The 22365-nt window shown below is 68.3% G+C and carries 23 protein-coding genes and 1 tRNA gene; 12 read left to right on the top strand and 12 right to left on the bottom strand.

Annotated features, from left to right (window positions below; genetic code table 11):
* Positions 1 to 5: 5 nt before the first annotated feature.
* The 3 genes from pap to F0357_RS06075 all read left to right on the top strand — a co-directional run bounded on the left by pap (position 6) and on the right by F0357_RS06075 (position 2607).
* Positions 6 to 1517, top strand: a complete 1512-nt coding sequence (pap, locus tag F0357_RS06085) for a polyphosphate:AMP phosphotransferase (RefSeq protein WP_153479531.1) — start codon at positions 6 to 8, stop codon at positions 1515 to 1517.
* 89 nt (positions 1518 to 1606) lie between these two features.
* The gene (locus F0357_RS06080) at positions 1607 to 2395 is read left to right on the top strand and encodes a phosphatase PAP2 family protein (protein ID WP_208948240.1); all 789 of its coding nucleotides are present in this window, start codon (positions 1607 to 1609) and stop codon (positions 2393 to 2395) included.
* Positions 2396 to 2427: 32 nt separating this feature from the next.
* Complete coding sequence (locus F0357_RS06075; RefSeq protein ID WP_153479530.1) at positions 2428 to 2607, top strand: hypothetical protein; 180 nt, start codon at positions 2428 to 2430, stop codon at positions 2605 to 2607.
* Between the two features lie 255 nt (positions 2608 to 2862).
* Here F0357_RS06075 and pncA read toward each other — a convergent pair whose 3' ends face one another.
* On the bottom strand, positions 2863 to 3492 hold the full coding sequence (pncA, locus tag F0357_RS06070) for a bifunctional nicotinamidase/pyrazinamidase (RefSeq protein ID WP_153479529.1): 630 nt from the start codon (positions 3490 to 3492) through the stop codon (positions 2863 to 2865).
* Positions 3493 to 3660: 168 nt separating this feature from the next.
* On the opposite strand from pncA, the gene F0357_RS25135 reads away from it, so the two are divergent.
* The 4 genes from F0357_RS25135 (at position 3661) to F0357_RS06055 (ending at position 5734) form a co-directional block, all read left to right on the top strand.
* Positions 3661 to 3882: a hypothetical protein gene (locus F0357_RS25135; RefSeq protein WP_312861725.1), complete on the top strand. Its 222-nt coding sequence runs from the start codon at positions 3661 to 3663 to the stop codon at positions 3880 to 3882.
* On the top strand, positions 3798 to 3986 hold the full coding sequence (locus tag F0357_RS25130; protein WP_312861685.1) for a type II toxin-antitoxin system RelE/ParE family toxin: 189 nt from the start codon (positions 3798 to 3800) through the stop codon (positions 3984 to 3986). Before F0357_RS25135 ends, F0357_RS25130 begins: the two co-directional genes overlap by 85 nt.
* 14 nt (positions 3987 to 4000) lie before the next feature.
* A complete protein-coding gene (locus F0357_RS06060; protein WP_153479528.1) occupies positions 4001 to 4333 on the top strand; it encodes a transcriptional regulator in 333 nt (110 codons plus the stop codon).
* A gap of 105 nt (positions 4334 to 4438) precedes the next feature.
* Positions 4439 to 5734, top strand: a complete 1296-nt coding sequence (locus F0357_RS06055) for a beta/alpha barrel domain-containing protein (RefSeq protein ID WP_208948239.1) — start codon at positions 4439 to 4441, stop codon at positions 5732 to 5734.
* A 21-nt stretch (positions 5735 to 5755) separates the two neighbouring features.
* On the opposite strand, the gene F0357_RS06050 is transcribed toward F0357_RS06055, so the two are convergent.
* The 3 genes from F0357_RS06050 to F0357_RS06040 all read right to left on the bottom strand — a co-directional run bounded on the left by F0357_RS06050 (position 5756) and on the right by F0357_RS06040 (position 7146).
* A complete protein-coding gene (locus F0357_RS06050) occupies positions 5756 to 6688 on the bottom strand; it encodes a nucleoside hydrolase (protein WP_153479527.1) in 933 nt (310 codons plus the stop codon).
* A 111-nt stretch (positions 6689 to 6799) separates the two neighbouring features.
* Positions 6800 to 6991, bottom strand: coding sequence for a DUF2283 domain-containing protein (locus F0357_RS06045; protein WP_312861475.1), 192 nt, complete (start codon positions 6989 to 6991; stop codon positions 6800 to 6802).
* 78 nt (positions 6992 to 7069) lie between these two features.
* Positions 7070 to 7146: transfer RNA gene (locus F0357_RS06040), tRNA-His, on the bottom strand.
* Positions 7147 to 7375: 229 nt separating this feature from the next.
* Here F0357_RS06040 and ppk2 point away from each other — a divergent pair.
* The 3 genes from ppk2 (at position 7376) to F0357_RS06025 (ending at position 11129) form a co-directional block, all read left to right on the top strand.
* A complete protein-coding gene (ppk2, locus tag F0357_RS06035; protein WP_153479525.1) occupies positions 7376 to 8164 on the top strand; it encodes a polyphosphate kinase 2 in 789 nt (262 codons plus the stop codon).
* Positions 8165 to 8215: 51 nt separating this feature from the next.
* On the top strand, positions 8216 to 9973 hold the full coding sequence (locus F0357_RS06030) for an adenylate/guanylate cyclase domain-containing protein (protein WP_153479524.1): 1758 nt from the start codon (positions 8216 to 8218) through the stop codon (positions 9971 to 9973).
* A 157-nt stretch (positions 9974 to 10130) separates the two neighbouring features.
* Positions 10131 to 11129: a DUF4424 domain-containing protein gene (locus F0357_RS06025; protein ID WP_208948238.1), complete on the top strand. Its 999-nt coding sequence runs from the start codon at positions 10131 to 10133 to the stop codon at positions 11127 to 11129.
* Between the two features lie 12 nt (positions 11130 to 11141).
* Here the strand turns inward: F0357_RS06025 and F0357_RS06020 are convergent, their stop codons facing one another.
* From F0357_RS06020 to F0357_RS06010, 3 genes are all read right to left on the bottom strand, one after another.
* Entirely contained in the window at positions 11142 to 11942 is an 801-nt protein-coding gene (locus F0357_RS06020; RefSeq protein ID WP_153479522.1) for a creatininase family protein, read from the bottom strand.
* A gap of 56 nt (positions 11943 to 11998) precedes the next feature.
* Positions 11999 to 13240: a PQQ-dependent sugar dehydrogenase gene (locus F0357_RS06015; protein WP_312861474.1), complete on the bottom strand. Its 1242-nt coding sequence runs from the start codon at positions 13238 to 13240 to the stop codon at positions 11999 to 12001.
* A 402-nt stretch (positions 13241 to 13642) separates the two neighbouring features.
* Entirely contained in the window at positions 13643 to 13957 is a 315-nt protein-coding gene (locus tag F0357_RS06010; RefSeq protein WP_153479521.1) for a hypothetical protein, read from the bottom strand.
* Between the two features lie 293 nt (positions 13958 to 14250).
* Between F0357_RS06010 and F0357_RS06005 the strand changes: the two genes are divergently transcribed.
* Positions 14251 to 15306 (top strand): Rieske 2Fe-2S domain-containing protein, encoded by a 1056-nt coding sequence (locus tag F0357_RS06005; protein WP_153479520.1) that lies wholly within the window; start codon positions 14251 to 14253, stop codon positions 15304 to 15306.
* Between the two features lie 223 nt (positions 15307 to 15529).
* On the opposite strand, the gene iolG is transcribed toward F0357_RS06005, so the two are convergent.
* The 5 genes from iolG to F0357_RS05980 all read right to left on the bottom strand — a co-directional run bounded on the left by iolG (position 15530) and on the right by F0357_RS05980 (position 21165).
* Positions 15530 to 16522, bottom strand: coding sequence for an inositol 2-dehydrogenase (gene iolG, locus F0357_RS06000; protein WP_153479519.1), 993 nt, complete (start codon positions 16520 to 16522; stop codon positions 15530 to 15532).
* Between the two features lie 82 nt (positions 16523 to 16604).
* Positions 16605 to 17624 (bottom strand): ABC transporter permease, encoded by a 1020-nt coding sequence (locus F0357_RS05995; RefSeq protein WP_246161375.1) that lies wholly within the window; start codon positions 17622 to 17624, stop codon positions 16605 to 16607.
* A gap of 32 nt (positions 17625 to 17656) precedes the next feature.
* Positions 17657 to 19189 carry a sugar ABC transporter ATP-binding protein gene (locus F0357_RS05990; RefSeq protein ID WP_153479517.1) on the bottom strand — a complete coding sequence of 511 codons (1533 nt, stop codon included), beginning with the start codon at positions 19187 to 19189 and terminating at the stop codon, positions 17657 to 17659.
* A 112-nt stretch (positions 19190 to 19301) separates the two neighbouring features.
* Complete coding sequence (locus F0357_RS05985) at positions 19302 to 20228, bottom strand: sugar ABC transporter substrate-binding protein (protein ID WP_153479516.1); 927 nt, start codon at positions 20226 to 20228, stop codon at positions 19302 to 19304.
* A 94-nt stretch (positions 20229 to 20322) separates the two neighbouring features.
* Complete coding sequence (locus tag F0357_RS05980; protein ID WP_246161373.1) at positions 20323 to 21165, bottom strand: TIM barrel protein; 843 nt, start codon at positions 21163 to 21165, stop codon at positions 20323 to 20325.
* A gap of 260 nt (positions 21166 to 21425) precedes the next feature.
* On the opposite strand from F0357_RS05980, the gene F0357_RS05975 reads away from it, so the two are divergent.
* Positions 21426 to 22301, top strand: a complete 876-nt coding sequence (locus F0357_RS05975) for a MurR/RpiR family transcriptional regulator (RefSeq protein WP_153479515.1) — start codon at positions 21426 to 21428, stop codon at positions 22299 to 22301.
* Positions 22302 to 22365: the final 64 nt, after the last annotated feature.

Here is a 22365-nt window from a genome sequence, read left to right as displayed (position 1 = left end):
GCCGAATGTTCGATTCCGCACTGCTGGAGCACAAGCTCGACAAGAAGACCTTCAAGGAGATGGAGCCCAAGCTCCGGGACGACCTGCTCGACCAGCAGTTCGAACTGGTGCAGCAGAAGCGGCGGACCGTTCTCGTGCTCGTCAACGGACCGGACGGGTCCGGCAAGGGCGCGGTGACGAACCTCATCTATCGCTGGCTCGACGCGCGGCACGTCAAGACGCTCGCCTATGAGCGGGTCAACGACGAGGAGCGGCGGCGGCCGCCCTTGTGGAAATATTGGCGCGACATGCCGGCCCACGGCGAGGTCGGCGTGGTGCTGGGCTCCTGGTATCACATGGCGCTGCTCGCCCATGCCGGCGGCCTCATCGACACGTTCGCCTTCGAGCATGCCCTCAACCAGATCAACCGGTTCGAGGCGATGCTCCATTCCGAAGGCGTCGAGCTCCTCAAGCTGTGGCTCTACGTGCCGCCGGAGGAAGCGGCGCGGCGCCGCGAGAAGGCGCGTAAGGGCATCGACATCGACCAGTCCCTCATCATCGAATGGGATGCGGTGAGCAAGCCGAAGCAGCGGCAAAAATTCCAGGAGATCGCCCAGAACCTCGCCTACCTGACCTCGACGGCGAACGCGCCGTGGAACGTGGTGCCGGCGTCCGACCCCGACTATCGCGCGGCGGCGATCGGCGGCCTCCTGCTCGATGCCCTGAAGCGGGCGAACCGGCCGGATCCGACCGTGCCGGTCCCGAGCGAGGCGCCGAGCGCCGCGACCATCAGCACCACGGCGCCGGCGGTGCCGCGGGTCTCGATCCTGTCGAGCCTCGACCTGACCAAGGCGCTCGACAAACACGATTATGACGAGGAGCTCCCGAAGGCGCAGCATCGCCTGCGCGAGCTCGTGCATTCGAAGGCGTTCCAGAATCTCGGCGTCGTCTGCGTGTTCGAAGGCAACGACGCGGCAGGCAAGGGCGGCGCCATCATGCGGCTGCGCCAGGCGCTCGATCCGCGCCGCTTCGCCGTGCACCCGGTCGCGGCGCCGAGCGACGAAGAGCGGGTCCGGCCCTATCTCTGGCGGTTCTGGCGCAACCTGCCGGCCCGGGGCCACATCGGCATCTTCGACCGCTCCTGGTACGGCCGCGTGCTGGTGGAGCGGGTGGAAGGCTTCTGCACCGAGGCGGACTGGCGGCGCGCCTACGACGAGATCAACGATTTCGAGAGCGAACTGCACCAGTCGGACTTCCTGGTCGTGAAATTCTGGCTCGCGATCAGCCAGGACGAGCAGAAACGCCGCTTCGAGGAGCGCGAGCAGACGACCTTCAAGCGCTTCAAACTGACCCCGGAGGATTGGCGCAACCGCGACAAGTGGCCGGCCTACGAGGTCGCGATCACCGACATGGTCGACCGCACCAGCACCACCTACGCGCCGTGGACGCTGGTCGAGGCGGAGAACAAGCACTATGCCCGGGTGAAGGTGCTGAAGACCGTCGTCTCGCGCATCGAGCAGGCGCTCGAAGACCGCTGAGGCGCCGCCGCGCCGATGCCATCTTCGCAGGTCATCCGCTTGCCCGCCGCGGAGCTTGCGGTGCGCGAGCGGATGGAGAGGGGCGAGACATGCTGAAGCGATGGGGTACGCGGCTGTGGATGCACCGCCCGACGACGCCGCGCGAATTCTCGCTGCTCGTCGCGATCTTCGTCGCGGCGCTCGGCCTGTTCGTCTTCACCCACCTCGCCGACGAGGTGATGGAGGGCGATACCCGCGCCTTCGATTCGGCGATCCTGCTCGCTTTGCGCGCGCCGGCGGACCACGCCGACCCGATCGGCCCGATCTGGGTCGAGGAGGTGGCGCGCGACGTCACCGCGCTCGGCAGCACGGCGATCCTCGCTTATGTCACGCTTGCGGTGTGCGGCTTCCTGGCGCTGTCGGGCCGGCGTTCGGCGGCCCTTCTCGTCGCCGTCTCGATCGGCGGCGGCGCGCTCCTGAGCAGCGTTCTCAAGCTGGGCTTCGACCGGCCGCGTCCCGATCTCGTGCCCCATGCGGTCGAAGTCTATTCCGCGAGCTTCCCGAGCGGCCACGCCATGCTGTCGGCGGTCACCTACCTCACCCTCGGCGCGCTGATCGCCCGGGTGGAGCCACGCTGGCGCACCAAGATCTTCGTCATCGGGCTCGCGGTGGTGACGACGCTTCTCGTCGGGGTGAGCCGCATCTATCTCGGCGTCCACTGGCCGACCGACGTGCTCGGCGGCTGGTGCCTCGGGGCGGCGTGGGCGATGGTGTGCTGGCTCGTCGCGCTGTGGCTGCAGGGCCGCGGCAGTGTCGAAAGGGACGTGCCGATGGTCGGCGACGCGGCCACACCGAACCCGCGCGTCGCGTTCGGAACCCGTCCGCAGACCCGCCGTTAGCCTCTGAGAGCACGACACCAGAGGAGGCGGACATGCCGACCGAATTGCCCGACCGCAAGCCCGAGGACCGGCCGCGGCCGGTCAACCCCGGCACAGAAAAGACGCCCGAGACGCCGACCGACGTCGAAACCGGGCGCCTCATCGACAAGAAGCGCGACCCCGACGCGGTCGATCCGCTGCCGACGGAGCCGAACGCCGTACCGGTGATGTGAGGGGCGGAGAAGGCGAGATGGCGGCTGTGAGGCGCTGCCGAGGCGCCGGCGGGACGCGCCCCGCCGCCACGTCTGCTCGGAGCGTGCTCCCCCGCCCTCCGTCGTCGTCCCCGCCCTTGTGGCGGGGACCCAGGGGCGGAGAACAAGGCGCGCGGCCCTGCGTCCCCGGGACAAGGCCGGGGAAGACTACGGATAGGACGAGTCCTTCAGGGACAATCGCGAGGAACGTGCCTCGCTTGAGAATACCGGCTTCCCCTACACCCCCAACGCCGCGGACGAGTGGCGCTCCACGCCGGCGGCGGCCATGTCGGCCCAGGCTTTGTCGAGCGAGCCGGCGACGTCGATGCCGCGGCAGGCGTCTTCGATCACGGTGACATCGAAGCCCGCGGCCCTGCCATCGAGCGCCGTCCAGGCGACACAGAAATCGGTGGCGAGGCCGCAGACGAAGACCCGGCCGATCGAGCGCTCGCGCAAGTAGGAGGCGAGGCCGGTCGGCGTCTTGCGGTCGGCCGCGTGGAAGGCGGAGTAGCTGTCGACCGCGATGTGATAGCCCTTGCGGATGATCAATTGGGCCCATGGGATGTCGAGGTCGGCGTGGAACTCGGCGTCGTGCGTACCCTGGACGCAATGGTCCGGCCACAGCACCTGGTCGCCGTAGGCCATGGGCACGATGTCGTAAGGCTTGCGGCCGGGATGGGTCGAGGCGAACGACCAATGGCCCGCCGGATGCCAATCCTGCGTCAGCACGACGTTCTCGAACTGCCGGGCGATGCGGTTGACGATCGGCACCACCTCGTCGCCGCCCGGCACGGGCAAGTGCCCGCCCGGCATGAAGCCATATTGCAGATCGACGACGATCAGGGCGTCGTGCGCGCCGAACTTCATGGACGAGGCTCCATCGAGACGTGAGCGGACCGGCGGCCGGGGGGCGGCGCGGGCCGGATGGTGCCCCGCGCCGACAGCTCTGGCAAGGGTGAGCGGTCGCGGCGGAGACAGGCGCGATCGAAGAGAGCGACTTGGTAAACGGTAACCTATGTGTTACCTTCCGCCTCCATGGACCTGCGCTACTTTGTCGATGCCGGCGGCGACAGTCCCTTCGAGGCGTGGTTCTCCGCCCTGGATTCCATGGCGGCGGCGAAGGTCGCCGTGGCTCTCGCGCGCCTGGAGCAGGGAAATCTCGGGAACGTCAAATCGGTCGGCGCGGCGTTCTCGAATATCGGATCGATTGGGGGCCCGGCTACCGGGTCTATTTCGGTCGTGACGGCAACACCCTGATCATTCTGTTGACGGGCGGGACCAAGCATCGCCAGCAGCGCGACATCGAGACCGCCAAGGCTTTGTGGGCCGAGTACAAGCTACGGCGGCCGAGGTTACGGTGAGTGGAGTGTGAGAGATGGCGGTGACGAAGAGCTTCAGGGACCTCGTCCAGCGCCGCGTGGCGCACGATCCGTCGTTTGCGACCGCCCTGCTGCGGGAAGGCGTGGATACCATGCTCGCCGGGGACGTCGATGCCGGCAAGGCGATCCTGCGGGATTACATCAAGGCGACAATCGGCTTCGAGAAGCTCGCCGATGCCACTGCGATGCCGTCCAAGAGCCTGATCCGCATGTTCGGTCCGCGCGGCAATCCCCAGGCGCGCAATCTCTTCGGCATCATTTTCTATCTCCAGCGCCAAGCGGGCATCGAACTGCATGTGGCGGAGCATGTCGTCGACGGGCGCTCCTGAACCGGCGAGCGGCCGGGTGAAGAGGCGGCTTGCGGGCGCCGGAGGATCGTTGCAGAAGAAAACCCATCGATCGGCTGTTGCCGATGACGGGCGGGAGTGGAAGTCGTGCGGTCTCCAAAGAACGATGCTGACGTCGCGCTCAGGACCGACGCCTATTTCCTCAAGACCCAGGCGATCGTCGAGGCGACCGGCGATTGCCGCGTCACCTACGCGGTGTTCCTGCGCACCGACTGCATCGTGGCGGTGGACCGGGCGATCGACCTCGTCACCGACCTCTATCCGGCCGACGCGCCGTTCCCGCTGGAGATCCGGCGCGAGGTGCCCGAGGGCACGCTGCTCGGCTCGGGCCGTCCGCTCTTCTACATGACCGGCTCGATGGCGGCCCTGTCGCCGATCGAGACCCTGCTGTTGCAGCGCATCGGCTTCGCCTGCGTGTCGGCGATGAACGCCTTCACCATGAGCCTCGCGATGCCGCGCACCACCTATATCGCGATGGAAGCCCGCCACGCGACCGGCGACGACATGCACCTCGCCTGCTCCTACGGCGCGAGCGTCGGCTCGCGCACTGCGCGGCTGATGGGCGCGACCGGCTTCATCGGCACCTCGACGGCGATCGCCGCGCCGATGTTCGGTGCCGCCCAGGGGCTCGGCACCATGCCCCACTCGCTGATCGGCTACGCCAAGGCGCGCATCCTCGCCCGCGGCGGCGATCCGGAGCGGGAGAACGCCACGCTCGAGGCGGCGAAGCTCTACGCCGCCCAGTTCCCCGACGAGCAGACCTACACCGTGCTCGTCGATTATGAGGGACGCGAGATTACGGACGCACTCGCCGTCTGCCGCTGGTTCTACGACGAGGCGAAACTCGACGAACGCGGCAAGCAGCTCGCTTTCCGCATCGACACCCATGCCGGCCGCCACCTCGAGGGCATGGACTGGAACGATTCGGTGCGCACGTTGCTGCGCTGGACCCACAAGGAGACGCCGGGCGAGGTGCTGAAGCTCGCGCTCCAGGGCTTCGGCATCGACGATCTCGACGGCATGTCGCCGGACGAAATCCGCGACAAGGCGCTGTTCGGCACCGGCGTCACCGCGGCGAGCATCATCCGCTTCCGCAAGATGCTCGACGACAACGGCTTCAAGGGGCCGCGCATCGTCGCCTCGTCCGGGTTCGACGTGTTGAAGTGCCGGATCTTCGGCAATCTCGGCATCCCGGTCGACGTGGTCGGCACCGGCAGCTTCATTCCCGGTAAGCTCAGCCGCGCCCAGGCGACCGCCGACATCGTGCGCTACGAGTTCCCGCGCGAAGACGGCACCTTCCAGGCCTTCGACCTCGTCAAGGTCGGCCGCGAGCATCTGCTCATGGGTGGCACCGCCAAGGCGGCGCAGCCGGTCGACGCCTGACCGGCTGTCCGGGCCGGGCGATCAGGCGACCGCGAGCGCCTGCCTGAGCCGGGCGATGAATTTCTCCCGCGAGGCTTCGACGACGACGTCGGCGTTCGCCGTGCGTCCGGTCACGGCGTGGTGGTCGACCAGGGTCGCCCCCATCGACGGGCCGTCGGACGTGTCGACGATCACGGCGCGGCGCACCACCTTGGTCGCGATGGTCGGATCGAGGGCGATCGCCATGGCGATCGGGTCGGGCAGATCGGCGCAGTCCTCGCCGGTGCGCTCCGAGACGTAGCGGCGGACGGCGGCGAGGATGTCGACGGCGAAGCGGGCGCGCTTGGTGCCGATCGCCTTCAACGCATCGAGCTCGGCGCCCGAGAGGAGCGCGTACTTCCGCGAGATGTCCCAGCCGACCATCGTGATCTTGAGGCCGGAGCCGAACACGATCTTGGCCGCCTCCGGGTCGACGTAGATGTTGAACTCGGCCGCCGGCGTGATGTTGCCGAACCCGTCCGAGACGCCCCCCATCACCACGCACTCGCGCACCAGGCCGGCGAGCTCGGGGTCACGCAGGAGCGCGAGGGCGACGTTGGTGAGCGGCCCGAGGGTGACGAGGGTGACCTCGCCCGGGTGGCGGCGGATCACGGTGCGGATCACATCCGCCGCGTGGCCGGGATCGGCGGTGCGGCCGTGGAGCGGCAGACCGATATCGCCGAGCCCATCGTGGCCGTGGACGTCCGCCGCCATCACGAGCGGGCGCAGCAGCGGCGCGTCGCGGCCGAGATGGACGGGCGCCTCGGCGCCGACCAGCTCGCGGACATAAAGCGCGTTCTGGGCCGCCTGATCGAGCCGGCAATTGCCGGCGACCATGGTGATCGCCTCGATTCGGACGTCGGGCGCGGCGAAGGCGAGCAGAAGCGCGATGGCGTCGTCGGACGCGGTGTCGGTGTCGATCAGGAAGCGGCGCATGGGGGTCGGGTTTCTCGGCGGTCCGTGGCTCTCGGCGGCATTATGCGAGGCGTAGCACAGCACGTCCGAACCGGCGACGGGCCGCACGGCTTTGACGAGACCGTCGCTCTTCTATTCCGCGGCGGCCGGCAGCGCTCCGGGCGCGAGCTTCACCGAGGCGGACAGAACCTCGAGGCCGACGATGCGGCCCGCCGCGTCGAAATCGAGCACGACGCCCGGCGAGACTTCCTCGGATTCTTCGATCTTGCCGTCCGCGAAGCGCAGATAGAGCGCGTCGGATTGCACATCATAATCGACCTTCACCGCCGCCTCCTGTCTCATCGCGAGAGAATGATACGCGAGGAGTTCGAGAATGCCTGCACGGCACGGCGAAAAGGGAGGTGGTACAGCTGCCTGGTCTCGAACCAGGGACCTTCGGATCCACAATCCGACGCTCTAACCAACTGAGCTACAGCTGCACATGCGGCGCGGCCCCAAGGGGCGGCCCGAGCGGTGCGGAAACTAGGGTCAAACTTTTCGAAAGGCAAGGGGCGGCGCGCGATTGTCCTCAGGCTCGTGTCGATCGCACCGCTTCGCTGCGATCACGGCCGACTGGAAATTCGGCCAGAGGGGCGAACTCCGCGTGCGGTCTTCGTATTTTCGCCGCGACGGTGGCCGACGAGACGGGTGTGGACGAGGGAGAGCGCGATGGCGAAGGACAGGAAGCACGCGGCGGACGAGGGCGACGGCGAGTACCGCGACGCGCTCTACCGCCTCCAGGTCGAACTCGTGAAGCTCCAGCGCCATGTCATCACCAAGGGGCTAAAGCTCCTCATCCTCTTCGAGGGGCGCGACGCGGCGGGCAAGGACGGCACCATCAAGCGCGTCACCGAGCACATGAGCCCGCGCGAGACGCGCGTCGTCGCGCTCGGCAAACCGACCGAGCGGGAGAGCTCGTCCTGGTATTTTCAGCGCTGGGTGCCGTACCTTCCGGCGGCGGGCGAAATCGTCTGTTTCAACCGCAGTTGGTACAATCGCGCCGGGGTCGAGCGGGTGATGGGCTTCTGCACCGACGCGGAGCTCGATGAGTTTTTTGACACCGCACCGTTCTTCGAACAGATGCTGGTCCGCTCGGGCATCTCCCTCCATAAGTACTATCTCGACATCGACCGGGACACGCAGGCCGAACGGCTCGAAGACCGGCGCAAGGACCCCCTGAAGCAGTGGAAGGTGAGCCCCGTCGACGAGGCGGCGCTCTCCCACTGGAAGGATTATTCCCGCGCCCGCAACGAGATGTTTGCCCGCACCCACCATGCCTCCGCGCCGTGGACCGTGGTTCGGGCCGGCAACAAGAAGAAGACGCGCCTCAACGTGATCCGCGATCTGTTGACGCGCTGCGACTACGAGGACAAGGACCGTGATGTTGTGTTGCCGGACCCCTCGATCGTCTTCCAGTTCGAGCAGGAGCGGCTGGCCAACGGCGACATCGCGGCCTGAGCGCCCCGCCACGGCATTGCGACACGGGACGCGCGGACCGCGGGGACTGGCATGATCGAGCTCCCCATCCCGGCGAAGGTGCGCGTCGGCGGCAAGTGGCGGGCGCGCTGGTCGCGGCTGCGGCGGCGCGTCTTGAACGGGCAGCGCCTGCGCCTCCTCTCCGGCCTCGTGCTGTTCGCCTTCGTCCTCACCCACTTCCTCAACCACATCCTCGGCATCGTCTCCGTGCGTTGGATGGAGGACGCGCAGGTGTGGCGCAGGGGCCTATGGCAATCGCCGCCGGGCCTCGTGCTGCTGTCCGCCGCGGCCGTGGTGCACGTCGGCCTCGCCTTCTCCCGGGCCATTCGCCGGCGCACGTGGCGCATCCCGCGCTGGGAGGCGATGCAACTCGTGCTCGGCCTCCTCATTCCGGTGCTCGTCGGCGGCCACGTGCTCTCGACCATCGGGCTGAAGATGCGCTTCGGCGTCTCCGATGATTATAGCCGTGTGCTCGGCGATCTCTGGCCCGCCGCCGTCTTGATGCAGACGCTCGCGCTCGCTGTCGTGTGGCTCCATGCCATGCTCGGCCTGCACCATTGGCTCGGCGGGCGGACCTGGTATCGCCGCAGCTTCCCGCTCCTCGTCTCGCTCGCCGTGGCGATCCCCCTGCTCGCCGAGTGGGGCTGGGTCGATGCGGCGCGCCGGCTAGACATCGCCGGCCTCGTCACCCATTCCGTCCTGCCCGAGGCGCGGGAGTGGGTGCTGCGCGGGCGCGACACCATCGTCGCCGTGTTGGGCTGCGCATTCCTGGTCGCCGCGACCGTGTTTCTGATTCGCCGCCTCTCCCATGCCGGTCCGCGCTCGATCGCCGTCACGTTCCCGGACGACCGGACGGTACGGATCATGCCGGGCGCCACGCTGCTCGAAATCGGCCGCATGAACGGCATCCCCTATGCCTCGATCTGCGGCGGCCGGGCGCGGTGTTCCACTTGCCGGACCCGGGTGCTCGCCGGCGCCGATCTGCTGCCGCCGCCCAATCCGGCCGAACAAGCGGTGCTCGAGCGCATCCATGCCGACCCCACCGTGCGGCTCGCCTGCCAGATGCGGCCGACCGCCGATCTCGCCGTGCTGCCGCTGGTGCCGGCCGGCACCGCCGCCAAGGTCGGCACGCCGGGCACCGACCTCTACCATTGGGGCGTCGAGCAGACCGTCGCGATCCTGTTCGTCGACATGCGCAACTTCACCGGGCTCTCCGAGCACCGGCTGTCGTTCGACGTCGTCTTCCTTCTCAACCGCTATCTCGACGCCATGGCGGAGGCGGTGCGGACCAACGGCGGCTATGTGGACAAGTTCATCGGCGACGGGGTGATGGCGATCTTCGGCATGGGCGACGGTCCCGCCGCCGGCTGTCGCGCCGCGCTGCGGGCCGCCGCCGCGATGGGCCCGGCGACCGCGCGGCTCAACCGCGAGTTCAAGGCGAGCCTCGGCCACAAGATCCGCATCGGGGTCGGCATCCATTGTGGGCCGGCGATCCTCGGCCGGATCGGTGCGGCGGGTGGCGTCGAGGCCGCCGGCATCACCGCGCTGGGCGATACCGTCAACATCGCGAGCCGGCTGGAGGCGATGACGAAGGAACTCGACGCCGTCGTCGTCGCCTCCCGCGCGGTGACCGAGGCGGCGGCGTTCGAGGCCGGAGACGCGCCGGTCCGCGAGGTCACGGTGCGTGGCCGCGGTGCGCCGCTCGAAGTCCACGCCTTCGCGACCTTCGAAGATCTCGATGCCGCCCTCGCGGCGCGATGGGACGCCGCGGTCGCCCGCGCCGCGGGGTGACGGGCGCCGGCCCTCCAGCCCCAGCTTCGCGACAGCACGCCCCCTTATCGCATTTCGATAAATCGGCTTTCATCCGAGCGGATGGCAGGCGCATCGGGGGATGGACATGACGACAATGCGCAGTCGCGCTCTATGGCGTGCGGCACGAGCATTCGCGGTGGCGTTCGGCGTCCTCGCGGCGGCACCGGTCGCCCACGCCAACGACACCACGGCGGCGCTCGCGGCCGGCGGGCTCGTCTATGTCATCAACGAGTCGGTGGCGATGCAGTCCGAGGATCTCTCCATCTCGGAGGACGCGGTCCGCGTCCATTATGTCTTCAAGAACACGACGGACGCGGACGTCAAACTCCTCGTCGCCTTCCCGATGCCGGACGTGACCATCGCCCCGGAGACCAACATCTCGATTCCGGTCCGCGACGCCGACAATTTCCTCGCCTTCGAGACGAAGGTGGACGGGGCTCCGGTCGAGACGGCGATGGAGCAGCGCGTCTTCGCCCTCGGCATCGACCGCACCGCGCTGTTGCGCGCCCGCGGCGTGCCGCTCGCCCCGTTCCGCGAGGAAACCCAGGCCGCGCTCGACAAGCTGCCCCCGGCGGCATGGGACGAGTTCATCGGGATGGGACTCGCGTTCGTCGACGAATATGATGCCGGCAAGGGGATGGAACGCCACCTGTCGCCGCTGTGGACCCTCAAGACGACCTATTATTGGACGCAGGCCTTTCCGGCGGGGAAGGAGGTCGTCGTCGATCACGCCTACCGCCCGAGCGTCGGCCTGTCGGCCGGCACGCTGATCGGGCTCGATCTGCACGACAATCCGTGGGCGCTCGAGGCCCAGCGCGCGGAGATGGATCTCTTCTGCGTCGAGCCCTCGCTGCTCGCGTCGCTTCAGCGTGCGGCGAAACAGGCCGATCCGCCGAGTGGGCCGCCGTTCTCGGACGCGCGCATCGAATATGTCCTGAAGACCGGCGCGAACTGGAACGGCCCGATCGGCAGCTTCACTCTGACCGTCGACAAGGGCGCGCCGGAGAATTTGGTCAGCTTCTGCGGCGATGGGGTGAAGAAGATCGCGCCGACGCGCTTCCAAATGAAGGCAACGGACTTCTATCCCGCGCGCGACCTTGGCGTTCTGATCCTCAAGCCCTATCCGAAGCCATAGTCGCGCGGTGTGTCACGACGGAGCGACGTCGCAATCGAGCTCGTAGGTTTCCATCTCCTGGAGGAGTTCGACGAAGCCCCAGGCGGCGTGATCGAGCGAGGCGCGGCCCTTATCGGCGGTCGCGATCGCGGCGTTGCCGACGACGCCCGACGGGTTGAGGTCGCTCGACAGCCAGCCGAAGGCGTGGGCGCCGTGGGCCCGGAGATGCCGGTACCGCGCCTTGAGGGTGCCCTGGGCGGAGAGGAAATCCGCCGACCGTTCGAGGCGGACGAGCTCCGGCGCGAGGTGCAGCATCAGCGACGTCTCGATGTCGCCGCCGTGGATTCCGACCGAGATTTCCTCCGCCGAGAACACGCCCTCCGGCTGGCCGAAGCGGCCCCAGCGGGTGACGACGGCGAGGATGCCGAACCGGGCCCGAAGCTCCAGGGCGACGGTGTCGAGCACGGCCATGTTGCCGCCGTGGGAGCTCACCATCACGAGCTTGGTGATCCCGCTCGCCGCGAGTCCCTCGCCGATCTCGATCCAGGCGCGCGTCGCCGTCTCCCACGACAGCGTCAGCGTGCCGGGAAAGCCCGCGTGCTCGTTCGATTTGCCGATTGCCTGGACCGGCAGGAAGGTGACCGGGCAATCCCGCGGCAGGAGCTCGATCACCCGCGCAACCTGCCCCTCCGCGATGACGAGGTCGGTGCCGAGGGGCAGATGCGGCCCGTGCTGCTCGATCGCGGCGAGCGGCAGCACGGCGATCCAGCGGCTCGTATCGGCGCCGCGGATCTCCTCGGTCGTCATGTGGTGCCAGTGGCGGGTGGGGAACATAGCGGGCCATCGCGCGGGGGAAGGTCCGCCATTCTAGCTTATGCCGGGCGACGCGGTCACGACTTCGCGGGAATCACCCGGTAGAGCCCACCGTTCTCCTCGTCGGTGAGGAGCCAGATCGCCCCGTCCGGACCGACGCGCACGTCGCGGATGCGCCCGATCAGGCCCTTCATCATGCGCTCCTCGTCGACGATGCGGCCGTTCTCGCGGTCGAGCCGGACCAGGATCTGGCCCTTGAGTGCGCCGACCAGGAGATCGCCCTTCCATTTCGGAAACAGCGCGCCGTCATAGATCGCGAGGCCCGAGGGGGCGATCGACGGGTCCCAATAATAAACCGGCTGCTCCATGCCGGGCGCCGACGTGCCGATGCCGATCTTTGCGCCGGAATAATCGACGCCGTAAGTGATGACCGGCCAGCCATAATTCTTGCCGGCCTCCGGGTGGTTGATCTCGTCGCCGCCCTTGGCGCCGTGGTCGACGGTCCAGAGCTGACCGGTCGCCGGGTCGATCGCCGCGCCCTGGCCGTTGCGGAAGCCGTAGGCCCAGATCTCCGGTCGCGCGCCGTCCCGTCCGACGAAGGGGTTCGATTTCGGGATGGAGCCGTCGCGGTCGATGCGGATGACCTTGCCGACATCGTTGTCGAGCTTTTGGGCGAGGTCCGCCTGACGGCGGTCGCCGAGCGTCACATAGAGCGTGCCGTTCGAGGCGATGGCGAAGCGCGAGCCGAACTGGATGCCGCCGGGCAGCGCCGGCTCCTGGCGGAAGATCACTTCGACATTTTCGAGCCGCGCCTTGCCGCCCTCGCGGACGAGCTGGCCGCGGGCGAGCGTCGTGCCGGCGCCGCCCTGGCGCGGTTCGGCATAGGAGAAATAGACGAGACCGGTCTTCGCGAAGTCCGGATCGAGGGCGAGGTCGAGCAGGCCGCCCTGGCCTTGGGCGAACACGGCCGGAAGGCCGGCGACCGGTTCGGGATCGAGCTTGCCGTTCTCGATGAGGCGAAGCCGGCCCGGCCGCTCGGTCACCAGCATGGCGCCGTCGGGCAGGAAGGCGAGCGACCACGGATGCACGAGCCCGCCGACGACCTTGGTGACGGCGAGCTTGTAATCGCGCGACGTCGCGGCGAGCGGGGCCGCGCTCTGCGCCGCGGCGGGCGCGAGGGGCGACATGAGGGCCGCGGCGAGGACGGTTGCGGCGACGAAGGCGGCACGATCGCGGGGGATAATGGCGCACCTTTGCGCGAGCCGTTGGCGCGGGCGGGCGGGCGATCGAGGGGTTTCGGGCTGAACCAATCCGGTCACGGCACTGCTCCGCAAGGTCGCATCTCGCAGCGATATAGGGCGCGAGGGCGGCGGTGCCAGGACGAGCCGGTCGGCGTCGCATCACGAGACGGTGGCTGGCGCTCCATCACATAGCCGTCGCCGAAGCAGAACACGACGCCTGCCGTAGCCCGGATCACGTCGATTGCGGTAGCCCCTCCCCAGTTGGGGGAGGGGTGGCGCGAAGCGCCGGGGTGGGGCGGCTGGGCGAGACGGCACGATGAGACGCACTGTTCGCCACGTGCTAGCCCGCGGCGACGGCGCCTTGCGGCGCCGGGCCCCACCCTGACCGCCTGCGGCGGTCTGTCCCTCCCCCTGGCAGAGGGGAGGGACTCCAAGAAGGAGGGAGGGACTCGAGGAGAGCCCCTTGTCTCTCTTATGCTATCAGCCGCGCGGGGCGTCGGTGGCCTGCTCTCCGGCCGTATCCGCTTCGATCGCCTGCGTTTCCGCGGCGTCGCGGGCGCGCTCGCGGCTGGCGTGACAGGCGGCGCGCACGCCTTGGAGGGAGATCGCTGCGATCGCGAACGAGGCCCAGATCAGTGCGGAGGTCGCGCCGCTCAGCGCGTCGTTGGCGGTCGACAGGGTGGTTCCGAAGGCTGCCGCTGCCGCCGGCACCGCGCAGGCGGCGAGCACGCAGGCGGCCGTCAGCACCACGCGCAGGACGCGGCCCCGGCGGGGGATGTCGGTGAAGTGCTTCATCGCCTCCTCCTGTTCGCTGACGCCGGATCACTCCGGCCCCTCCATATCCGCATGCGAGTTGGGGCAAGTCGTGCGCCGCAAACGGCACCGACCGGTTCATTTCAGGGCGATTTCGGGGCGGCGTTAACAATGGCGCCGGCGGCGCGGCGCAGCGGCGGCAACCGGCCTCCGATGGCGGGTCCAAAAAGGGGAGGGCTGGTCGCGCGCGGCATCCGGCGCTAGAGCATAGGCCGCTCGAATCGAGCCGGGCGTGGCGCTCTGCGCCCCGGACGGCGCGGCGTTGGGAGAACGAGATGCAAGGTCTGACCGCGACGCTCATCCGCGGCCTCTGGTACGTCGCCGTGCCGGGCGACGCGGTGAAGCCGGGCGCCATGCTGCCGAAGACGCTGCTCGGCGAGCCGGTCCTGATCGGCCGCGGCAACGACGGCCGCGTCTTCGCTTTGCGCAATCTCTGCCCGCACCGCGGCATCCCGCTCCATTACGGCACGTTCGACGGCGAGGCGGTCGCCTGCTCCTATCACGGCTGGAAGTTCGGTCGGGACGGCGGTTGCGTCGAGATCCCCTCCTTGCGCGAGGACCAGCCGGTCGACCTACCGAAGATCCGCTGCGGCGCCTATCCCTGCGTCGAGAGGCAGGGCCTGATCTGGATCTATTTCGCCAAGGACGGCGAGGCGCCGTCGGGTAGCGAGGCCGAGCCGCCGCGGCTGCCGGTGTTCGGCCACGACGTCGCCCCTGCGCTCAAGATCGTGCTGCCGTTCCCGTGCTCGACCGACCACGCGGCGTTCGGGCTGATGGACCCGACCCACGCGGCCTTCGTCCACACCTCGTGGTGGTTCAAGAAGGACCCGACCAAGCTCCGGCCGAAGGAGAAGGCGTTCGAGCCGAGCGAACTCGGCTGGCGCATGGTGCGCCACGCGCTGCCGCCGCAGAACATCGCCTACAAGGTGCTCGGGCAGAATGTCTCGACCGAGATTTCCTACCGCCTGCCGGGCCTGCGCATCGAGGAGATCCGCGGCGACCGTCACGCCGTCGTCGGGCTGACCGCGATCACCCCGGTCGATGCCGAGAACACCGAGGTGCACCAGTTCTTCTGGGTCAGCACGGGCTGGGCGAAGCCGCTGCGGCCGCTGCTCGAGCACCTGATGACGGTGTTTCTCGATCAGGATCGGGTCGTCGTGGTGCGCCAGCGCGAAGGGCTCGAGGCGAAGCCCAAGCTGATGCTCATCAACGACGCCGACACCCAGGCCCGCTGGTGGATGCGCGTCAAGGACGAGTGGCTCGAAGCCCAGGCCGAAGGCCGCCCCTTCGCGAATCCGCTGAAGCCGATGGTCCTGCGCTGGCGGAGCTGAGGGGGGCGCTCCTCCGCGGTATTGTATGTGACGGATCGTCGGCCGTCTCTCCCTTCTCCCCGCAAGCGGGGAGAAGGTGCCCCGAAGGGGCGGATGAGGGGGAGAAGTCGTTATATTGCAATTGCTTGATTTAATATGAGAGGCCCGGAAGGGCCCCTCATCCGGCGCTTTGCGCCACCTTCTCCCCGCGAGCGGGGAGAAGGCAAGAGCAGGGGGCTTCGCGTCAGCCGATCTCGACGACGCGCTTCTCGCGCACCGAGGTCACGGCGGCGTCGGCGAGGAGGAGCGACTTTAGGCCGTCGTCGCCCGAGGGCGTCATCGGCTGCTTGCTCGCGATCGCGGCGATGAAGGCGGCGATCTCGTTGCGGTAGGCCTGGGTGTAGCGCGTCATGAAGAAGTCGAGCAGCGGCTCGCGGCGATAGCCGTCGCCGTTGGCGATCTCGACGGTCGTCGCCCGCACGTTCTCGGCGCTGACGAGGCCCTTCGAGCCGTGCACCTCGATGCGCTGGTCGTAGCCGTAGCTGGCGCGCCGCGAGTTCGAGATCTGGCAGAGCTTGCCGGAGGCGGTCGTCAGCACCACCGTCGCGCTGTCGACGTCGCCGAGCGCGCCGATCTTCGGATCGACCAGGTTCGAGGCGGCGGCGAACACGGTCACCGGGTCCTCGCCGAGGAGGAAACGGGCCATGTCGAAATCGTGGATGGTCATGTCGCGGAAGAGACCGCCCGAGCGGCCGATATAGTCGGCCGGCGGCGGGGCCGGATCGCGCGAAGTGATCTGCACGATCTCGACCGCGCCGATGGTGCCGGCGTCGATCTGGCGGCGCACTTCCATGAAGTTCGGGTCGAAGCGGCGGTTGAAGCCGACCATCAGGGCGGCGCCGGTCTCTTCGACGACGGCGAGGCATTCCCGCACGCGCTTGACGTCGAGGTCGATCGGCTTCTCGCAGAAGATCGCCTTGCCGGCCCGTGCCGCCTGCTCGATCAGGGTGGCGTGGAGGTCGGTCGGGGTGGTGATCAGAACGCCGTCGATGTCGTCGGCACCGATGATCGCCTCGACGGTGCGCACTTCGGCACCGGCGCTCGCCGCAATGGCCTCGGCCGCCGCGGGGAAGGCGTCCGCGACCGCCACGAATTCGGCACCGGGCGTCGCCGCGATCGCCGAAGCATGCACCTTGCCGATCCGGCCGGCACCGAGAAGTCCGAGTCTGACGCTCATGATAGACCCTGTCGTGAGAAGGCCGGCGACGCGAGGCCGCGGCGCCGGCTGAAGGAAAGCGAGGGGCGAAGGGCGCGGCGGCTCAGGCGCGGGCGCGCTTGCGCTGGCGATATTGGTCGACCACCACGGCGGCGACGATGATCATGCCCTTCACGATCTCCTGGTAATAGGCATCGATGCGCAGGAATGTGAAGCCGGAGGTCATCACACCGAGGATCACGGTTCCGATCACGGTGCCGGTGATGCGGCCCATGCCGCCGGCGAGCGAGACGCCGCCGATGACCGAGGCCGCGATCGCATCGAGCTCGTACATCATGCCCATGCCCGCCTGACCGGAGATGGCGCGCGCCGAGGTGACGATGCCGGCGAGGCCCGAGAGCAGGCCCGCGATCGAATAGACGATGATGAGGTGGGTGCCCACATTGATGCCGGAGACGCGCGCCGCCTGACGGTTGGCGCCGATGGCATAGGTGAACTTGCCGTAGCGTGTGTAGCGCAAGGCGATGTGGAAGATCGCCGCCGTCACCAGGAAGATGATGACCGGCGTCGCCCCCGAGCCGATCGCCGCGTAGGGATCCGACAGCATGCTGACCGGCTGGCCGTGGGTGTACCACTTGGCGAAGCCGCGGGCGGTCACCATCATGCCGAGGGTGGCGATGAAAGGCGGGATGCCGGTATAGGCGATCAGGCTGCCGTTGATGAAGCCGGCGAAGAGGCCGATGAGAAGGCCGACGGCGACGGGAATGAAGACCGGCAGGTCGGTCAGCGAGGGATAGACCGCGCGGGCGAAGCCGGAGACCTGGGCGAGGCTCGCCGCGACCATTGCCGTGACGGCGACGACCGAGCCCGACGACAGGTCGATGCCGCCGGTGATGATGACCTGGGTCACGCCGACGGCGATGATGCCGATCACCGAGACCTGGAGGATCATGACGACCAGGCGCTGCTTGTTGAGCAGGAAGCTCTGGCCGACGAAGATCCAGCCGAGCACCTCGAAGGCGAGGGCGATGCCGATCAGCACGAGGAAGATCGAGGCGTCCGGCGGCAGCTTGAAGCGCCGGGCCGGGCGGTCGGTCGCCGCGACCTTTGTGGTATTTTCCATCGTCATGGGTCCTCCCGACCTTGCTTCGCCGCCTATTTCGAGGCGAGCTCCATGATCCGCACCTGATCGGCCTCCGCGCGGTCGAGCACGCCGGTGACGCGGCCCTCGTGCATGACGACGATGCGGTCGCTCATGCCGAGCACCTCGGGCAGCTCCGACGAGATCATGATGACCGCGACGCCCTCGCCGGCGAGCCGGGTGATGAGCTTGTGGATCTCGGCCTTGGCGCCGACATCGATGCCGCGGGTCGGCTCGTCGAGGATGAGGATCTTGGGTTTGGTGAGCAGCCAGCGGCCGATCAGCACCTTCTGCTGATTGCCGCCGGACAGGTTTTCGATGCGTTCGGCGAGGTTCGGCGTCTTGATGCGCAGGGCGCTGCGCATCGCCTCGCAATCGCGGGCCGCCTCGCGTTCGTTGACGAAGCCGGCGCGGACATAACGCTGGCCGAGCACCGCCATCTGCATGTTCTCGAGCACGTCGAGGATGAGGAAGCAGCCGGTGTCCTTGCGGTCCTCGGTGAGGAAGGCCATGCCGTGCGCCATCGCCGTCCGCGGGCTGTCGATCGAGACGCGCTCGCCGCGGATCGCGATGGTGCCGGAGGTCGCCGGTGCGACCCCGAACAGGGCCTCGGCGACGTTGGAGCGGCCGGACCCGATGAGCCCCGCGAAGCCGACGATCTCGCCGGCGCGCACGTCGAAGCTTATGTCGCGAAAGACGCCGTCGAGGCAGAGATCGCGGACCGAGAGCACGACGTCGCCGATCGGCACCGTCTCCTTCGGGAACATCTGGGTGATCTCGCGGCCGACCATCATTTTAATGATGTCGTCGCGGGTGACCCGGTCGGCCGGCTCGGTGCCGATATAGCGGCCATCGCGGAACACCGACACCTCGTCGGCGATCTCGAACAGCTCGTTCATCTTGTGGGTGATGTAGACGATGCCTTTGCCGCGCGCCTTGAGGTCGCGGATGATGCGGAACAGGTGTTCCACCTCGTGCTCGGTCAGGGCCGAGGTCGGCTCGTCCATGATGAGGACGTCGGATTCGAACGAGACCGCCTTGGCGATCTCGACCATCTGCCGGCTCGCGATCGAGAGCGAGCGTACCTCGGCTTCCGGGTCGATATCGATGTTGAGCTGGGCGAACAGGTCGGCGGTCATGCGCCGCAGTGCGCCGTGGTCGATCAGGCCGAAGCGGTTCTTCGGTTCGCGGCGGATCCAGATGTTCTCCGCGACCGTCATGAACGGCATCAGGTTGAGCTCCTGATGGATCATGGCGATGCCGTGCTCGAGCGCGTCGAGCGGAGAGGTGAGGCGGATGTCCTGGCCGTGCAGGCGGAAGCTGCCCTGGTCGGGGGTGTAGACCCCCGCGATGATCTTCATGAGCGTCGACTTGCCGGCGCCGTTCTCGCCCATCAGGGCATGGACGGTGCCGGGCCGCACGCGGAAGGAGACGTTGTCGAGGGCGATGACGCCGGGAAAAGCCTTGCGCACGCCTTCCACCTCGAGGAGGTAGGGCGTTTCGGCACCGCGTGCGCGGACGGTTTTCAGGGCAGCTTGTCTCGGCATGGCGTCGTCTCCGCGTCGTGCGGGCGATGAGGGCCGGGCGTGACCGCCCGGCCGGTGCGAAGGCCGGACGCGGGCGGGCCGCGTCCGGGGTCGGAGGGTGAGAAACCCCGCGTCAGTTCTTCGCTTCGTACTTCGACAGGTTGTCCGGGGTGACGAGCTCGAACGGCACCCACACGAAGGATTCCGTCTTGCCGCCCTTGGCGAGGGTCAGCGCGGTGTCGACCGCGCCCTTGCCCTGGCCGACGGCGTTCTGGAACACGGTGACCTGGAGGTCGCCGGCCTTCATGGCGGCGAGGCCGTCCTGGGTGGCGTCGACGCCGGCGACGATGATCGAGCCCTTCGGCACGCCGGCCTGCTTCAGCGCCTGGATCGCGCCGATCGCCATCTCGTCGTTGTTGGAGACGATCGCGCTCGGCTTCAGGCCGGCCGACAGCCAGTTGGTGACGAGGTCGGTGCCCTGGGTGCGGTCCCAGTTGCCGCTCTGCTTGTCGAGGATCTTGATGCCCGCGCACTCGGGCGACTTGATCACGTCTTCGACGTCCTGGGTGCGCTGGCGGGCGGCCTGGTTGGAGAGCTCGCCCATCAGGACGACGATCTCGCCCTTGCCGCCCATCAGCTTGCAGACCTGCTTCATCTCGAGCGTGCCGGAATCGCGCTCGTCGGAACCGACGAAGGCGACCTTCGCCGGCAGTTCCTTGTCGGCCGGCATGCGGTTCACGTAGACGAGCGGGATGCCGGCGGCGACGGCGAGCTGCGTCATCTTCGGCGTCGCGTCGGTGTCGACCGGGTTGACGATGATGGCGTCGACCTTCTGGGCGACGAAGTTCTGGATCTGGTTGAGCTGCTTGCCGACGTCGTTCTGCGCATCCTCGAACTGCACGTCGAGGCCGCTTTTCGAGCCGGCATAGTCCTTGATCGCATTGCGCAGGACAGTGAGGAAGTTGTCGTCGAACTTCGCCATCGACACGCCGATCGTCTCGGCGAAGGCCGAGGTCGAGAGCAGCGTCGAGGCGGCGAGTACGAGCAGAAGGCGCTTCATCGTTTCTCTCCTCCAAGTGCGCCGGTCGCTCTTTGCGGCGCCGGCTTTTCTGAAAGCTTGTGATTTTGGACCGCCGGGCTGGCCCGGCGGGTCGTCACGCCGCGGCGTCGCGCGTTCCCGCGTCGAGGACGGCGATGCTGCGGCCGAGATCGGCGGCGATGTCGGCGCTCGCATGCACCGACGCCGCGAACGGCTCGAACGAAAACGGGCCGGCATAGCCCCCCGCCCGGAGCGCGCGGATCTGCCCGACATTGTCGAGACGATCGGCGGCATCGACGAGCACGCGGTGGGCATCGCGCAGATCGGCGATCGCCACGCTCGGATCGGTCACGCCGGAGACGTGGACGAGACCGGTGCGATCGGGGAAAAGGGCGGTCTCCCCGGCCACCCGATGATGGAAGGTGTCGTGCACCAGACGGAACACATCGCCCGCGCCGACCGCGTCGATCGCCGCGACCGCCTCCGCCTTGAGGCGCAGCGAGCATTCCGGGAAACCGAGCGGCTCGACCAGGCCGACGAGGCCGGCCGCCTTCAGGATCGGGGCGAGGCCGCGGAGCGCCGTGCGCAGCCCGTCGAGGCGGGCGGCCTCGGGCGGAGCGAAGGCGGGATCGTTGACCGGGCACAGCACCAGCGCCCGCGCCCCGGCGGCCGCGGCATAGGCCGCGAGCGCCTCGGCCTCGGCGGCGCGCGCATCGCTCCAGTCGTTGAAGCGCTGCAGGGCGTTGATCGACAGGATCGTGAGGCCGCGCGCTTCGGCGTCGGCGCGCACCGTCGCGGCCGGCGTGCCGTCGGTGATCGCGACGCCGTCGAGGTCGTTGCGGATCTCGACCGCCGGAATGCCGAGGCGGACGGCGAGGTCGAAAAGCGCGGCGTGGCTGAGCCGCGGCGCGACCATGTGATTGAGGGACAGGGGCAGGCCGTGGAGGGCGGAACTCATCGCACCCCTCAGCGTGCCGAGGCCGCGCCGCGCCCCATCGGGCGTACCGGCGATGGCCGTGCCGAGCCGGTGCGGGCCGGTCGCGCAGCGTTCATGGTCGTCTCTCCCCACCCGGGTGTCGCGCCAAGGAGCGGCGCATCTCGGAATTTATTTGCCGTTGTTTTATGTTATGGAACTTATATTCCAGACGAACCGCGTGAGTCAAGCGCGGCACCGGCGCGAGCGGACCGCGGCGCGATCGGAATGAGGGAGGTGAGCCGATGAGCACAACCGTCTCCGCCGAGGATGAAGGGGGCATGCCGCCACGGGATTTTCGCGCTTTGCGGGAACTGCTCGTGAGTCGGGCGGTGAAATTGCCCAAGCGGCTCGCCCAGGTTGCTACCTTCGCCATGGCGAACCCGGACGAGATCGCGTTCGGGACGGTCGCGACCATCGCCGAGAAGGCACAGGTGCAGCCTTCGACGCTGGTGCGTTTCTCGCAAGCCGTCGGGTTCCAGGGCTTCTCCGATCTCCAGGCGATCTTCCAGGAGCGGCTGCGCGACCGCGTCTCCACCTACGACGACCGGCTCAAATCGCTGCGCACCGAGGCGCCCAAGGATTCCCGCGCCGCCGTGCTGTTCGACGGCTTCTGCAAGGCGACCCACCAATCGGTGGACAGCCTGCGCGACCGGGTGGAATTGGGGCTGATCGAGGCGGCGACGGCGCGGCTCGCGGCGGCCGAGACGATCTATCTCATCGCCCAGCGGCGCTCGTACCCCGTCACGACCTACATGAGCTACGCCTTCGGCAAGCTCGGGGTGAAGACGGTGCTGATCGGCTCCGCCGCCGGCACCGACACCGAGACGCTCTCCTTCGCGACCCCGCGGGACGCGGCGATCGCCATCAGCTTCACGCCCTACGCCTCGGCGACGCTCGCCTACACGAAGCAGATCGCCCAGCAGGGCACGCCGCTCGTCGTCATCACCGACAGCCCGTTCAGCCCGCTCACCTCCGACACCGAGCTGTGGTTCGAGGTGGTGGAGGCGGACTACCAGGGGTTCCGGTCGCTCGCCGCGACGCTCGCGCTCGCGATGACCCTGACGGTTGCGGTGGCCGAAGCGCGCCGCGGCGGGCAGGACGAGCGCGCCGACGGGTGATCGTCGGAATAATGGAATTTGCATTCCATATTGACGATTTTAGAAACGTGTGCTTCATTTAAGC

This window comes from Segnochrobactrum spirostomi, from assembly GCF_009600605.1.
Classification (GTDB): Bacteria; Pseudomonadota; Alphaproteobacteria; order Rhizobiales; family Segnochrobactraceae; genus Segnochrobactrum; species Segnochrobactrum spirostomi.
This window is presented reverse-complemented; position numbering and strand designations above follow the sequence as displayed.

Coding starts and splice junctions, on each gene's coding strand:
- pap (WP_153479531.1), top strand. CDS start 6: ATGTTCGATTCCGCACTGCTGGAGCACAAGCTCGACAAGAAGACCTTC.
- F0357_RS06080 (WP_208948240.1), top strand. CDS start 1,607: ATGCTGAAGCGATGGGGTACGCGGCTGTGGATGCACCGCCCGACGACG.
- F0357_RS06075 (WP_153479530.1), top strand. CDS start 2,428: ATGCCGACCGAATTGCCCGACCGCAAGCCCGAGGACCGGCCGCGGCCG.
- pncA (WP_153479529.1), bottom strand. CDS start 3,492: ATGAAGTTCGGCGCGCACGACGCCCTGATCGTCGTCGATCTGCAATAT.
- F0357_RS25135 (WP_312861725.1), top strand. CDS start 3,661: ATGGACCTGCGCTACTTTGTCGATGCCGGCGGCGACAGTCCCTTCGAG.
- F0357_RS06060 (WP_153479528.1), top strand. CDS start 4,001: ATGGCGGTGACGAAGAGCTTCAGGGACCTCGTCCAGCGCCGCGTGGCG.
- F0357_RS06050 (WP_153479527.1), bottom strand. CDS start 6,688: ATGCGCCGCTTCCTGATCGACACCGACACCGCGTCCGACGACGCCATC.
- ppk2 (WP_153479525.1), top strand. CDS start 7,376: ATGGCGAAGGACAGGAAGCACGCGGCGGACGAGGGCGACGGCGAGTAC.
- F0357_RS06030 (WP_153479524.1), top strand. CDS start 8,216: ATGATCGAGCTCCCCATCCCGGCGAAGGTGCGCGTCGGCGGCAAGTGG.
- F0357_RS06020 (WP_153479522.1), bottom strand. CDS start 11,942: ATGTTCCCCACCCGCCACTGGCACCACATGACGACCGAGGAGATCCGC.
- F0357_RS06010 (WP_153479521.1), bottom strand. CDS start 13,957: ATGAAGCACTTCACCGACATCCCCCGCCGGGGCCGCGTCCTGCGCGTG.
- F0357_RS06005 (WP_153479520.1), top strand. CDS start 14,251: ATGCAAGGTCTGACCGCGACGCTCATCCGCGGCCTCTGGTACGTCGCC.
- iolG (WP_153479519.1), bottom strand. CDS start 16,522: ATGAGCGTCAGACTCGGACTTCTCGGTGCCGGCCGGATCGGCAAGGTG.
- F0357_RS05995 (WP_246161375.1), bottom strand. CDS start 17,624: ATGGAAAATACCACAAAGGTCGCGGCGACCGACCGCCCGGCCCGGCGC.
- F0357_RS05990 (WP_153479517.1), bottom strand. CDS start 19,189: ATGCCGAGACAAGCTGCCCTGAAAACCGTCCGCGCACGCGGTGCCGAA.
- F0357_RS05985 (WP_153479516.1), bottom strand. CDS start 20,228: ATGAAGCGCCTTCTGCTCGTACTCGCCGCCTCGACGCTGCTCTCGACC.
- F0357_RS05980 (WP_246161373.1), bottom strand. CDS start 21,165: ATGAGTTCCGCCCTCCACGGCCTGCCCCTGTCCCTCAATCACATGGTC.
- F0357_RS05975 (WP_153479515.1), top strand. CDS start 21,426: ATGAGCACAACCGTCTCCGCCGAGGATGAAGGGGGCATGCCGCCACGG.